This window comes from Bacillus sp. S3 (assembly GCF_005154805.1).
Taxonomy (GTDB): Bacteria; Bacillota; Bacilli; order Bacillales; family Cytobacillaceae; genus Neobacillus.
Genome location: NZ_CP039727.1, coordinates 1,383,075 through 1,396,728 on the forward strand (window position 1 = coordinate 1,383,075; position 13,654 = coordinate 1,396,728).

12 protein-coding genes are annotated in these 13,654 nt (G+C 37.9%); 9 read left to right on the plus strand and 3 right to left on the minus strand.

Annotated features, from left to right (window positions below; all coding sequences use genetic code 11):
* The first annotated feature begins 95 nt into the window (after positions 1–95).
* From FAY30_RS06595 to FAY30_RS06620, 6 genes are all read left to right on the plus strand, one after another.
* Positions 96–1,991 (plus strand): PrkA family serine protein kinase, encoded by a 1,896-nt coding sequence (locus tag FAY30_RS06595; RefSeq protein ID WP_149869122.1) that lies wholly within the window; start codon positions 96–98, stop codon positions 1,989–1,991.
* A gap of 249 nt (positions 1,992–2,240) precedes the next feature.
* Positions 2,241–3,407 (plus strand): sporulation protein YhbH, encoded by a 1,167-nt coding sequence (yhbH, locus tag FAY30_RS06600; protein ID WP_149869123.1) that lies wholly within the window; start codon positions 2,241–2,243, stop codon positions 3,405–3,407.
* Between the two features lie 196 nt (positions 3,408–3,603).
* Complete coding sequence (gene nagA, locus FAY30_RS06605; RefSeq protein ID WP_149869124.1) at positions 3,604–4,797, plus strand: N-acetylglucosamine-6-phosphate deacetylase; 1,194 nt, start codon at positions 3,604–3,606, stop codon at positions 4,795–4,797.
* Positions 4,798–4,799: 2 nt separating this feature from the next.
* The gene (gene nagB / locus FAY30_RS06610) at positions 4,800–5,540 is read left to right on the plus strand and encodes a glucosamine-6-phosphate deaminase (protein WP_149869125.1); all 741 of its coding nucleotides are present in this window, start codon (positions 4,800–4,802) and stop codon (positions 5,538–5,540) included.
* Positions 5,541–5,625: 85 nt separating this feature from the next.
* Positions 5,626–6,348 (plus strand): GntR family transcriptional regulator, encoded by a 723-nt coding sequence (locus FAY30_RS06615; protein ID WP_149869126.1) that lies wholly within the window; start codon positions 5,626–5,628, stop codon positions 6,346–6,348.
* Between the two features lie 433 nt (positions 6,349–6,781).
* Positions 6,782–7,513: a CAP domain-containing protein gene (locus FAY30_RS06620; protein WP_149872625.1), complete on the plus strand. Its 732-nt coding sequence runs from the start codon at positions 6,782–6,784 to the stop codon at positions 7,511–7,513.
* Positions 7,514–7,569: 56 nt separating this feature from the next.
* On the opposite strand, the gene FAY30_RS06625 is transcribed toward FAY30_RS06620, so the two are convergent.
* The 3 genes from FAY30_RS06625 to FAY30_RS06635 form a co-directional block, all read right to left on the minus strand.
* A complete protein-coding gene (locus FAY30_RS06625) occupies positions 7,570–8,553 on the minus strand; it encodes a sensor histidine kinase (RefSeq protein ID WP_223820912.1) in 984 nt (327 codons plus the stop codon).
* Positions 8,554–8,969: 416 nt separating this feature from the next.
* Positions 8,970–10,496, minus strand: a complete 1,527-nt coding sequence (locus FAY30_RS06630) for a diguanylate cyclase domain-containing protein (protein ID WP_149869128.1) — start codon at positions 10,494–10,496, stop codon at positions 8,970–8,972.
* A 168-nt stretch (positions 10,497–10,664) separates the two neighbouring features.
* Positions 10,665–11,327, minus strand: coding sequence for an FMN-dependent NADH-azoreductase (locus FAY30_RS06635; RefSeq protein WP_149869129.1), 663 nt, complete (start codon positions 11,325–11,327; stop codon positions 10,665–10,667).
* 174 nt (positions 11,328–11,501) lie between these two features.
* Between FAY30_RS06635 and FAY30_RS27780 the strand changes: the two genes are divergently transcribed.
* From FAY30_RS27780 to FAY30_RS06640, 3 genes are all read left to right on the plus strand, one after another.
* On the plus strand, positions 11,502–11,633 hold the full coding sequence (locus FAY30_RS27780; protein ID WP_263315298.1) for a hypothetical protein: 132 nt from the start codon (positions 11,502–11,504) through the stop codon (positions 11,631–11,633).
* 248 nt (positions 11,634–11,881) lie between these two features.
* A complete protein-coding gene (locus FAY30_RS27930; protein WP_317845694.1) occupies positions 11,882–12,061 on the plus strand; it encodes a hypothetical protein in 180 nt (59 codons plus the stop codon).
* Complete coding sequence (locus tag FAY30_RS06640; RefSeq protein WP_317845695.1) at positions 12,030–13,298, plus strand: MFS transporter; 1,269 nt, start codon at positions 12,030–12,032, stop codon at positions 13,296–13,298. Before FAY30_RS27930 ends, FAY30_RS06640 begins: the two co-directional genes overlap by 32 nt.
* Positions 13,299–13,654: the final 356 nt, after the last annotated feature.

The window sequence follows — 13,654 nt, forward strand, 5'->3', positions numbered from 1 at the left end:
ATAGATGGTAACGCAATATGGTTACGCATGTTCAAAGGATTAAGTGCATAGAGTATATTAATCGTCTCTGATTAAGCTACAGGGGGAGGGTATATATGGATATTCTAAAAAAAATCGAGATGTTTCGTGAAGAAGAGGAAAAACTGCGTTGGGAAGGTTCATTTGCCGATTACTTATTGTTGTTAAAGGAAAAGCCATGGGTAGCACAATCTGCACATTCTCGAGTTTATAATATGATCAAGGATGCCGGAATTGAAGAAGTAAAAGGGACGAAGAAGTACAAATTCTTTAGCAATCAATTATTTGGATTAGAAGAATCATTGGAGAGGCTTGTTGAAGAGTATTTTCATCCAGCAGCCAAAAGGCTGGATGTCAGGAAACGGATTTTATTGTTAATGGGGCCAGTCAGCGGCGGGAAATCTACACTTGTTACGATGTTAAAGAGGGGATTAGAAGGTTATTCGCATACCGATCGAGGCTCTGTTTTTGCCATCAAAGGCTGCCCAATGCACGAGGATCCACTGCACTTAATTCCCCATCATTTGCGTGCTGATTTCCATGAGGAGTATGGTATCCGGATTGAAGGAAATCTTTCGCCGCTTAATATGATGCGCCTTGAGAAGGAATACGGGGGCAGAATTGAAGATGTTTTAGTAGAAAGAATTTTCTTCTCTGAGGATAAACGAACAGGCATCGGAACGTTCAGTCCATCCGATCCAAAATCTCAGGATATCGCTGATTTAACAGGAAGTATTGATTTCTCCACCATTGCCGAATTTGGTTCTGAATCAGATCCCCGTGCCTACCGTTTCGATGGTGAGCTTAATAAAGCGAACCGCGGGATGATGGAGTTCCAGGAGATGTTAAAATGTGATGAGAAATTCCTCTGGCACCTGCTATCTTTAACCCAAGAAGGAAACTTTAAAGCAGGAAGGTTTGCCTTAATAAGCGCTGACGAGCTCATTGTCGCGCACACAAATGAAACAGAATACCGTTCCTTTATTTCCAACAAGAAAAATGAAGCACTTCATTCCAGAATTATCGTTATGCCGATTCCATATAACTTAAAGGCCTCACAGGAAGAACGAATATATGAAAAGATGATTAACGAAAGTGATGTTTCAGATGTTCATATTGCCCCACATACATTAAAAGTGGCGGCGATGTTTACCATCTTAACACGCTTAAAGGAACCAAAAAAGGGTGATATTGATTTACTGAAAAAAATGCGTCTTTATGATGGAGAGAGTGTAGAGGGCTTTAATACAGCTGATGTAGAGGAACTTAAACGCGAGTATCCAGATGAAGGGATGAGCGGAATTGATCCGCGTTATGTGATTAACCGTATTTCCTCGACGATTATTCGCAAGGAAGTACCTTCCATTAACGCATTAGACGTATTAAGATCATTAAAAGACGGGCTTGACCAACATCCATCCATTACCGCTGAACTGCGCGACCGATATATGAATTATATCTCTTTAGCACGAAAAGAGTATGATAATATTGCAAAGAAGGAAGTTCAAAAGGCGTTTGTTTATTCGTATGAAGAGTCTGCTAAAACGCTCATGGACAATTATCTTGATAATGTGGAAGCGTATTGTAATAAAGCTAAACTTCGAGATCCTCTGACAGGAGAAGAAATTAATCCGGATGAAAAATTAATGAGGTCGATTGAAGAACAAATTGGCATCTCTGAAAATGCGAAAAAAGCTTTCAGAGAAGAAGTTTTAATCCGCATTTCCGCCTTTGCAAGAAAAGGGAAAAGGTTTGATTATAATTCGCATGACCGCCTAAGAGAGGCCATCCAGAAGAAACTGTTTGCAGATCTTAAGGATGTTGTCAAGATTACGACTTCTTCAAAAACACCAGATGAACAGCAATTAAAGAAAATCAACGATGTTGTTGCTCGTTTAGTTGATGAACATGGATATAATTCAACATCGGCAAATGAATTATTAAGGTATGTTGGAAGCTTATTAAATAGATAATGAGGGGTAGAATTAAAATAGGAGGACTGACAGAAAGTATCTGTCAGTCTATTTTTTTCAATCTGTTAAACCTCGTCCAATTTCATAGGCGATAAACCAATTGTCGAAATTACTTGTAAATTATTCTTTATCTCTGCATAGGATAAAGTAATCTATACTTTATATGACTTTTTTCACTCGCGTTATCTTATGTAGCTGCTAAAAAAGTGTGCAATGTAGTCTAATTAATTTCATAAGGAGGGGTTTGGAATGTCAACCGATAACCATCAATTTGTGATTTCTCGAGAAGATTGGTCCCTCCACCGCAAAGGCCACGATGACCAAGTACGGCATCAGGAAAAAGTCCAGGAGGCAATTCGCAACAATCTTCCAGACTTAATTACAGAAGAGAGCATAATTATGTCTAATGGTCGAGATGTGGTAAAAATTCCGATTCGTTCATTGGACGAATATAAGATTCGTTATAATTATGACAAAAACAAACACGTGGGCCAGGGTGACGGTGACAGTCAAGTCGGGGATGTAGTAGCACGTGACGGTTCCAGCGGACAAAAGGGTCCCGGTAAAGGCCAAGGGGCAGGGGACCAGGCCGGAGAAGATTATTTTGAAGCAGAAGTGTCATTAATGGAGCTCGAAGAGGCATTATTTAAGCAATTAGAACTTCCGAATTTAAAGAAAAAAGAGGAACAAGAGCATCTCGTTGAAAATATTGAATTCAACGATATTAGAAAAACAGGATTAATGGGGAACATTGATAAAAAACGGACCATGATGTCTGCTTTCAAACGTAATGCCATGAGCGGGAAACCAGCATTCCACCCTATTTATAAAGACGATCTGAAATTTAAGACGTGGAATGAAGTGGTTAAACCGGATTCGAAAGCGGTCGTCATTGCGATGATGGATACGAGCGGCAGTATGGGTATTTGGGAAAAGTATATGGCCCGCAGCTTTTTCTTTTGGATGACACGCTTTTTGAGAACAAAATATGAAACAGTTGAAATAGAGTTTATCGCGCACCATACAGAGGCAAAAGTCGTTTCAGAAGAAGATTTCTTCTCAAAAGGAGAAAGCGGTGGAACCATATGTTCATCTGCATACCGCAAAGCTCTAGAGATTATTGAGGCAAAATACAATCCACGAAAGTTCAACATCTATCCATTCCACTTTTCAGACGGTGACAATCTTACATCGGATAATGCCCGTTGTGTGAAGCTTGTAGAAGAATTAATGAAGGTATCAAATATGTTTGGCTATGGGGAAGTCAATCAATATAATCGCCACTCGACCTTAATGTCCGCATATAAGAACATCAAGGATGAACATTTCCGGTATTATATTCTTAAACAAAAAGCTGATGTGTTCCATGCGATGAAAAGCTTTTTTCAAAACGAAGAATCAAAATTATATGCTTAACCAAATCGACAGGACTACGTGCCTGTCGATTTCATTTATGGATGTAAAAATTGAAAATAGGAAAGAATTTTATTAAAGGAATGATGGAAAAAATGAATGAAGATAAAAGCCTATCTTTACAAATATTAATTGGTATAGACAACTATACTTTTAAAAGGTAAAATGAAGATAGTTTCGGAAAGGAAGTAATTGAAAGATGGTCCATAATGTTAATCCTATGTTACTTAAAGGTATTCGAATTTATTCAGAAGATAAAATAATTGAAAATGGATATATAAAATTAAAAGATGAAAAAATAGCAGAACTTGGTACATTGGAAGACCTAGAGACCGAAGAGGGTTTTGAGGTGATTGAGATTCCTCCCCATTGTCAGGCAGTTCCAGGTTTTATTGATGTGCATATCCATGGTGTTAATGGCGCGGACACTATGGATGGAACGAAGGAAGCATTAGATACAATGGTTGCTGCACTGCCTAAAGAAGGGACTACAAGTTTCTTAGCCACTACAATGACCCAAGAAGGAAAACAAATAGAACATGCTTTACTTAATGCCGCAGAGTATATTGAAACGCAGTCATCTAACGGAAAGGCCGAAATCCTTGGACTGCATCTTGAAGGGCCATTTGTAAATGCCGAAAAAGCAGGAGCCCAGCCAATTCAGCATATTGTTGATCCTGATCTCGGATTATTTAAAGAGTGGCAGAGGTTGTCCGGTGGAACAATAAAACTTGTTACACTGGCACCAGAGCAGCCGGGTGGATTGGAAATGATCCGCTTCCTCAAGGAAAATGGTATTATTGCCTCTATCGGTCATACGGATGCAACCTTTGAACAGGTTGACGAAGCCATTGAGGCAGGGGCTAATCACGTAACCCATCTTTTCAATCAAATGAGAGGGCTGCATCATCGTGAACCAGGTGTAGTGGGGGCTGCTTTTTTACGAAAAGAATTAAAAGCAGAAATTATCGTAGACGGTGTTCATGTTCATCCGGATATGGTAAACCTGGCATACAAAAATAAACAGAGTGAAGGTTTAATTTTAATTACTGACTCTATGCGCGCGAAATGCTTGAAAAATGGGATGTATGACCTTGGCGGGCAAGAAGTTACCGTTAAAGATGGAAAGGCAGTCCTTGCTGATGGAACGCTTGCCGGCAGTATTTTAAAACTAGGACATGCCGTAAAAAATATGCTGACATACACAGGTTGTTCACTTGAGGAAGCAATTGAAATGGCATCCGTTAATCCGGCAAAGCAGTTGAGTGTATTTGATAGAAAGGGAAGCATTGCTGTGGGGAAGGATGCAGATATCGTGATTCTTGATGAGAATATGAATGTCTCTTTGACATTTTGCCGTGGAACACTTTCGTATAAAAGGGAGGAAAACTAACGATGAAAATAATTGAAGTGAAGGATTACACAGAGATGAGTCAGAAAGCAGCAGAGTATATTATTGAAAAGGTTCGTCAAAATCCTAGCATTAAATTAGGACTTGCTACTGGTGGAACACCTGTAGGAACATACAACAAGTTAATTGAAGACCATAAGGAACATGGAACTTCTTATCGAAATGTAACTACATTTAATTTGGATGAATACATTGGTCTCGCAGGTGATGATCCAAACAGCTATCGATTCTTTATGGATGAAAAACTATTTAATCATATTGATATTGATAAAAACAACACTAACGTTCCGAGCGGAACCAATCAAGACAACGAAGAAGAATGTACCCGTTATGAATCATTGGTTGCGGGGTCAGGAGGAGTTGATTTGCAAGTTCTTGGGATTGGCAGCAATGGCCATATTGGATTTAATGAACCGGGGACGTCCTTTACATCTCAAACACATGTAATCGAACTTGCTCCTTCCACAATTGAGGCAAACGCAAGGTTCTTTGAGCGCATTGAAGATGTACCAACAAAAGCCATTACAATGGGAATTTCTACTATTATGAAAAGCAAAGAAATTCTGCTTTTAGTATCGGGTGAAACAAAGAACGATGCAATGAGTAAACTTTTGGAGGGGGATGTAACTGAAAGTTTTCCTGCCTCTGTGTTGAAAAACCATCCGAGTGTCACAATTATTGCTGATAAAGCAGCAGTTTCAGGCTTAAAGACTCATCGTCAATAATCCATTTTTCATCCCCCAATGACAGAATCGAAAAAATGAAAGCCTGTCATATTAAAGTTAAAATAGAAGGGTGAAAGTAAGGAGAATGTTAAACAAAAATTCCCCCATACCACTATATTATCAGCTTGAGGAGCACATTAAAGGGTTAATTGAAAAGGGTGAATTAATGCCTGGCGATGCTCTTCCTCCTGAAAGGGAATATGCTGAGAAGTACCAAATCAGCAGGATGACAGTTAGACAGGCCTTTACCCAGCTAGTGAATGAAGGTTATTTATATCGGTTTCAAGGGAAGGGAACCTATGTTGCTGAGAGGAAAATTGAACAGCCTCTGCAAGGAATAACAAGCTTTACTGAAGATATGAGAGCGAGAGGTCTTACTCCTGGGAGTCAGCTTCTGAAGTTTGAAATTATTCCTGCTGGTATTCAGATTGCCGATCAATTAAACATTCCGGAATCCGCAGCTGTTTATGAAATACAGAGGATTCGTTTAGCAGATGATGTGCCAATGGCAATAGAAACTAATTATTTTTCAACAGCCTTAATAACAGGGCTTACGGAACAAATTACGGTCCATTCTCTTTACGAATATATCGAAGCAAATTTGAACTTGCGAATCGAAAGTGCTTCACAGGTTATTGAGTCATCGATCGCAAGTCAAAATGAAGCGGAATTATTAAATATTGTGAGCGGTGCTCCTGTTATGCATATTCAAAGGACTGCCTATTTAGGTGACGGCACGCCTGTAGAATATGTAAAATCTGTTTTCCGTGCGGACCGTTATAAATTTTTGATACAAATGAAACGATGAAGAATTGTAAAAAAACAGATGCGATGGCGTCTGTTTTTTTACTTTCAAGGCTTTTTTTATCCATAACGGATATTACCATTAATAACTTCCCTGAAAAAATGAAAAATAAGAAGGCAAGAGAGTTTTTAAAAAGGGGGGTTTTCAATTGATAAAAAAACCAGTTGGGTTAATTGTAACAGCTATCCTAACAGTGGGACTTGCTGCTTGTAATAACAATAATAATGATCAAATAAATGATCAGACGACCGACCAGGTAGGGATGAATACAACGGACAGGGATAACCATTTTCTTGATGTTCGAAATGGAAGAGATGACGGGATTGATCACAATGGTCTCCTAACAGAGGATTATACAAATCGGAACAATAGTGAAAGTGATCTCGATGCAAATCTGTTTAATGATCGAAAAAAGGTTAGAAAAAATAATCGGGATATGATTTCCGCATATCAAACAACTTTAAACAGTGATCAATATCCACATACGAGAGCGGTATTAATCCAAGACGCCAAATATCAGTATATCCGCATCGACCCTAGACAAGGAAATTGGCTAATCCAGCAGGCGCAGCCGTTTATACAGCAGCAAAAACCGACTGGAAATGCACCAACGCCGGCACCAGCACCACAGCAAATACAACCAGCGGCACCGGCACCGGCACCACAGCAAACACAACCGGCGGCACCAGCACCAAAACAGACCCAGCCTGTGACACCGGCACAGCAAAAGACAAAACCGGCACCAAAACCAGCGGCACAGCCGAAAAATAATGCACCTGCCACAGGAGCAGTGAGTAAGTATGTGCAGCAGGTAATCGACCTGACAAATGCCGAGCGAAGTAAAAACGGGCTTCCAGCTTTAAAAGCTGATTCACAGCTAAATGGCGTTGCCCAAAAAAAATCATTGGATATGCAGCAAAAAAATTACTTTTCACATACAAGCCCAACTTATGGGTCGCCATTCGACATGATGAGAGATTTTGGTGTAACCTATAAATCTGCGGGCGAAAATATCGCTCAAGGGCAACGGACCCCACAAGAGGTCGTAACTGCTTGGATGAACAGTGAAGGACATCGTAAAAACATTTTAAGTTCAAATTTTACTCATATCGGGGTAGGATTTGAAGATACTGGAAAACACTGGACACAAATGTTTATTGGAAAATAAGAAAAGTAGAAGCGTCCTTTGGCACTGGAGCTAAACAATTAAAAGCCGGCAGATGACTAGGATCTGCCGGCTTTTAGGATGGATGTAATGGTAGGAAATTCAAAAAGGAAGGTTGTGCCTTTTCCGACTTCACTTTCTACCCAGACCGAACCATCCATTGCACGGATAATACTATATACAACCATCATGCCGAGACCCGTTCCCTTTTTTCCTTTTGTAGAATAGAAGGGTTCCCCTAATCGTTCAAGTTGTTCAGGTGTCATCCCAACTCCTGTATCCTTCACTTTGATGGTTACGTAGTTTTGGCTAAATTCCGTTGAAAGGGTTAAATACCCGCCCGAAGGCATTGATTCAATTGCATTTTTTATCACATTTACAAAACACTGACGGAATTTTTGTACGTCGCCCTTTATAAACCCTATTACAGAAAAATCTGTAATAATTTCAACTGAATTCTGATTCGCCAAAGGCTGAAGGATATTAATAATTTGCCGGAGTTCACTTTTTACATTCAGTTCTTCTAATGTCTCCAAGGATGGTTTCGCGAAGGTCAAATAATCCTGAATGACTTTTTCTGCAGAATGTAATTCCTCCTTCACAATGGATAAGTATTCTTTTCTTTTTTGCCTTGAAAGATAATCATCCTGTAAAAGTTGAACAAACCCGCTGGCAGCGGTCAATGGATTGCGAATTTCATGTGAAATTGCGGCTCCCATTTGTTCGACTGCTTTCAATTTTTCTGCCTTAATCAACTGTTGTTGCATTTGATTGTTTTTTCGAACAAATTCAATTCCATATGAAATAATTCCAATCCCAAATGATGGGATGAAAAGGTAGGCAAACCAAGCATCAAATTGAATGGAATCAGAAAAATAAAAACTCATTCCAAAGACTGTTATAACCCCAAGGATCATTCCCATACAAACGGTAACAAGGATTCGGCGTTCGGGAGCCAATTTTAAAAACCATGGATATAATTTTAGCAGTATAAAAGAAATTGGTAAATAAAGGACAAGTGTAAGGAGGAACCCTAAATCCAAACCATAAAAGCCCCTCAAAAGAATAATTGTTACACCAAGGATGGGGCCAATTCCAACATATAGCCCCCCCAGAACCAAAGGAATGATCCTTAAATCGAACCTGGCAGAGGGAACCGGGTTATAGGAAAATTGAATAGATAACCATAATGTTACAATAAAAAAAAATATAATGGAGGGTTTAGAAAGGGTGAATTTATTATTTTTTTCCAAAAATATCAAACAAATCAGAAGAAGTATAATCAAAAGGGAGAGATTTAAGAAAAGGTGCTTCGTAATTTCCATTTCTATCACCATCCAAAAGGCCTGATAGGGAAATTTTACATGTATTTTCCACAAGTTACAACAAAATTCGCTAAATATTTAGAAAGTATATAAATTTTGTTTAGATATTTGCCGAAAATAAGGAAGGCACTATATTAGGCCTTCCTTGTTTCTATGGATTCAATTGAAACAGTATTCCTGCCTTTTGTTTTAGAATCATAAAGGGCAGAATCAGCCGCTTTTATTAATGTTTGCGGGTTTGACGATGCTAAGGGTATCAACGTGGCTAACCCAATACTTAAGGTGACAGTATCAGCAATTTCTGAACTAATATGGGGAATTTTAAGTTTCTGCACTGTCTTTTGAATAGTTTGCGCCACATTCATTCCAGCCTCTATACTGGTACCAGGTAAGATTAGGGCAAATTCTTCTCCTCCATAACGGCAAAAGGTATAGCCTGAATTCTCTGAAAATAATTCTTTTATGGCTTGGGCAATGGTCTGTAAGCAAAAGTCTCCTGTTAGATGCCCATAGGTATCATTGTATTTTTTAAAATAATCAATGTCGAACATGATCAAGGATACGGGTGATTGTAAGGATGAAGAGTCTGACCATGCTTGCTCAAGGGCCTCATCGAAATATCTCCTATTTGAAATCCCTGTTAAACCATCCATATAGGAGAGACGATTGAGCAGTTCATTTGCTTCTTGTAATTTTTGTTCGGTTTGTTTTCGTTCGGTGATATTTCTGGAAACAATAATGACGCGTTTACTGCCATTTTCTTGAAAATGGACACTTTTTAGCGTTGATTCGATCCAAACATAGCCCTCAGCCTTCAAACGATAACGATAAGTACACTCAGCAACACCATCATGAAGTGCTTTTAAAAACATCTCATGTATACGCTCGAGATCATCGGTATGAATAAAATTCTCCATTTTTTTCCCTAATAGTTCTGGATACTCAAAATGGATGATTTCGCCCACAGCTGGTGAAATGTAGATATACTCCGATTTTTCATTGTGCATGGTAATCATGTCACTGGAGTATTCTGCTATTAATCGAAAACGTTCTTCTGTCTCTTTTAATTTTAATAGACTTTCTTTTAACTGATTATGTGCTTTATTTGAATCCACTACAAACACAAAAAAATGATAAGCAATAAATCCTCCAATCAATGAAATAAGATAATGTAGGGTTAACACATTTTTTAAAATATGGAAATCATCAATTCTTACGATGAAGATGGTTGAAATAATAAGTAATCCAATCAGGTTCATGATAAAAGCCTTTAAAGTACTATGAATCTTTAATTTTGAGATGACACCACATAGTATACCAATGAGTAGTGCACCGACAGATGGAAGGATGGAAGCCTGACTAAAGCCAAAAAAGATGATTCTTCCTATTGCAATTAGAGAAGCAGCTATGAGGGCTGGTAAATAACCGCCGAATGCGGCTGGAATGACAATAGCCAAATGGCGTAAGTCCGCAATGATGTTTGAACTAACTTGAATACTAAACAACATTAAAATATTTCCTAATATCCCAAAACTAAGCCCCCAATAGAGTCTTGATGTTAAGGGCGAAGAAACGTGTAATGGTTTATCCTTAAAAACTACTCCCATCATTGAAAAGGAAGCAATTAAGAGTGCAGCATTTGAGACAAAATCTTTTAGCATGTAAATTCTCCTGATAAAGTAATAAAAGTCGATTATCCTATTGGCAATAGTTGAATAAATAAAAGCATACCAATTATACTATGAATTTGATAATTTTTACAAAGTCAGAAAGTAAAACAATGTGAAAATAAAAAAGCTTCCGTTGGGGGAAGCTTTTCCAATCATTCATCACATTTGAACTGCAATGCCATTCGCTAATTCTTTAGCAGCCAGGCTGGCAGCTTTTTTGGCCTTTGCTAGTATTTCAGGTACTTTTTGTGGATTAAGGTCAAATCCTTCCACAATGACTGTGTCCATCACATCAATCCCCAAGAAGCGGAGGGCAATTTTTAAATAGCGGTCGCCGGATTCCAATTCCTGCATTGGGGTGCCGGTATATTGTCCGCCTCTTGTTTGGATATGGACTGCCTTTTTATTTGAAAGCAGCCCCTTCGGTCCACCCGGAGTGTGTGCAAAAGTTTTTCCCGATACAAATAAATTATCAAGGAAGGCCTTTAAAATGGCAGGAGAGCTTAAGTTCCACATAGGTGACACAAAAACATAATAATCATACGTAATAAACTCATCAGTAAGGGCATGCATTTTTAAGATTTTTTCTCGTTCTACATCTGATAATTGTTCCATTGTATATCCGTATCCAGCCAACTTTCCTCTTGCTGATACTAAATCAGCGTCCATTTGTGGAAAATCCAAAGTAAACAAATCCATTTTCTTTATCTTTACGTCTTGGCGTACCTGTTGAAAAGCATCAAGAAATGCTTCACCAATTTGCATTCCTTTTGATTTCTCCAGACCTTTTGGATTCGCTGTTATATAAAGCAACTTTTCCATTTCAACACAACCCATCTATGTAATTGTAGTTCGTTATATTCATTATAGAAAAGTTCTGCATGCTCAATATTGAACAATCGGTGAAAATCTTGAACATTAAGTGACGTTTGACCATGATACAGGGCTAACAATTAAAAATTTGCACAAACTATAAAAAAATGGAGGTTTGATTTAATGAGAGAAAAAAAGAAAGAAACAGTAAAGATTGTTACAAATGAGGCAATTATCGGCAAACCGTACCTTGATATTGATCGTGTAATCATTGAAGGAAGGTCAGCCGACGCTAATCATCAAAAGAAGGAATAATATTCTAAATTTTTTTATATTAGCGCTTACAAAAATGGTTGACGAATAAAAAAATGGATGGTATTCTAAGTTTACAAATTAATTTGTAAGTTTAATAAACAAATTAATGGAATTATAAACCAATCTCGAGTTGGAAAGAGAGTTTTTTTTAATGTGTTTGGAAGGGTTTACAAGATTGAAAATTAGAGAAATTAGGCGAATTATAGGGGGAAGCTCCTAAATACAGCTTATCAATGGAGGGGAAAAGAATGGGTCAACCTGCTAGAAAATTTGAAACTGGAGCAACAAATACGGGTGGTAGTGCTGTACGTCCTTTTGGTATGAAAGATAAACTAGGCTATATGTTTGGTGATTGGGGAAATGATTTCTTCTTCATTCTCGTAAGTTTCATTCTTAATGGTTTACTATACAGATGTTTTCCATATTAGTGCAGCAACTGTTGGCATACTCTTTTTAGTTGCCCGTTTATGGGATGCTGTAGCGGATGTTACTTGGGGCCGTTTTATTGATACAAGGAAGCCTGGAAAAAATGGCAAGTTTAGACCGTGGATTTTCAGAATGTCTTTCCCGCTTGTAGTCTCAGGTGTGTTAATGTTTGTTCATATTCCAGGTATGTCTAATGGATTTTATCTAGCCTGGGCTTTTGTCACATATATTGTATGGGGAACACTATATAGTACGGTAAATATTCCTTATGGCTCAATGGCTTCTGTAATTACGAATGATCCTGTTGAACGTACAACTTTATCTACTTTTAGAACGTTAGGTGCAAACTTAGCTGGATTAATCATTAATGTAGTCGGACCATTAATTTTGTTTGTTGACAATAAAGCAGATGCCAACCAATTCCTATTGGGTGCTATTATTTTCGGACTTCTATCAATTTCTTGTTATATGGCATGTTATAAAATGACTACTGAACGGATTGTTGCTGATGAAAATGACAAGCCAAAGGTAAATTTCGGAAAGACTGTTAAAGGTCTTGGGAAAAATAAACCATTAATGTGGATTCTTATCGCATCGCTTACTTTCATGGTCTGTTTTATGATGATTGGTGCAGTCAACGTGTATTTGTTTAAAGATTATTTTGGAAACGCAAAGGCATTAAGTATGGTTGGACTATTACAAACCGCTACTGTCTTTGTTGCAATGCCGATGGTAAAGCCGTTAGTAGCGAAATTTGGTAAAAAAGAAACCGCGGCAGCTGGGCTGTTACTTTCAACTGTTGTTTATGCGCTTTTATACTTCTTACCAAACTTACATGAAAATCAATTTATTGGAATATTAACAGTAGCAATGTTTGGATACGCTTTCTTTAACTTGGTTGTTTGGGCATTTGTTACAGACGTAATCGATTATCATGAATATTTAACTGGCTTACGCGAAGATGGTACTGTTTACTCAATCTATTCCTTTGCTCGTAAAGTGGGGCAGGCTATTGCAGGTGGAATCGGCGGTGTTGCGATTGCAGCAGTCGGTTATAACTCAACATCTGCAACTCAAACTCAAGAAGCTTTACAAGGGATTCATACACTAGGTACTTTAGTGCCAGCAATCATACTTGCTGTGATTTTCTTAATTTTAGTTTTCTTATATCCTTTGAATAAGAAACGTACACTTCAATTAAGCACTGATTTGGCTGAAAGAAGAAAGATACAAAACTAAACCACATTTTTGAATCTAATTATGATTCACTCACGGCAGGCCCGATTACTCATGAAAATGGTGATCGGGTTTTTTTATTTTGGCTCTGTTAAGCATGGCTGTTGATTTCTGCTACAGCCGCTCCAATCAACAGTGGTACAAAATCAACAATAAATTTAACAGAGCCTTTATTTTAACAGAGATAAAAAAGTATAAATTCCAAAAGCGGTATAATTTTCAAAGATAACCGCTTACAAAATTTATTGACGAATAATATCGTTGGTGGTATTCTACTAATGTAAATTAATTAGTTAGTTCATTAAACAAATTTAACTATGTGTTTTATATTATAGGTAAATGTAATCGGTTTAACTAGT

Coding starts and splice junctions, on each gene's coding strand:
- nagA (WP_149869124.1), top strand. CDS start 3,604: ATGGTCCATAATGTTAATCCTATGTTACTTAAAGGTATTCGAATTTAT.
- FAY30_RS06630 (WP_149869128.1), bottom strand. CDS start 10,496: ATGCTAAAAGATTTTGTCTCAAATGCTGCACTCTTAATTGCTTCCTTT.
- yhbH (WP_149869123.1), top strand. CDS start 2,241: ATGTCAACCGATAACCATCAATTTGTGATTTCTCGAGAAGATTGGTCC.
- FAY30_RS06615 (WP_149869126.1), top strand. CDS start 5,626: ATGTTAAACAAAAATTCCCCCATACCACTATATTATCAGCTTGAGGAG.
- nagB (WP_149869125.1), top strand. CDS start 4,800: ATGAAAATAATTGAAGTGAAGGATTACACAGAGATGAGTCAGAAAGCA.
- FAY30_RS06640 (WP_317845695.1), top strand. CDS start 12,030: ATGGTTTACTATACAGATGTTTTCCATATTAGTGCAGCAACTGTTGGC.
- FAY30_RS27780 (WP_263315298.1), top strand. CDS start 11,502: ATGAGAGAAAAAAAGAAAGAAACAGTAAAGATTGTTACAAATGAGGCA.
- FAY30_RS06595 (WP_149869122.1), top strand. CDS start 96: ATGGATATTCTAAAAAAAATCGAGATGTTTCGTGAAGAAGAGGAAAAA.
- FAY30_RS06635 (WP_149869129.1), bottom strand. CDS start 11,327: ATGGAAAAGTTGCTTTATATAACAGCGAATCCAAAAGGTCTGGAGAAA.
- FAY30_RS27930 (WP_317845694.1), top strand. CDS start 11,882: ATGGGTCAACCTGCTAGAAAATTTGAAACTGGAGCAACAAATACGGGT.
- FAY30_RS06620 (WP_149872625.1), top strand. CDS start 6,782: ATGATTTCCGCATATCAAACAACTTTAAACAGTGATCAATATCCACAT.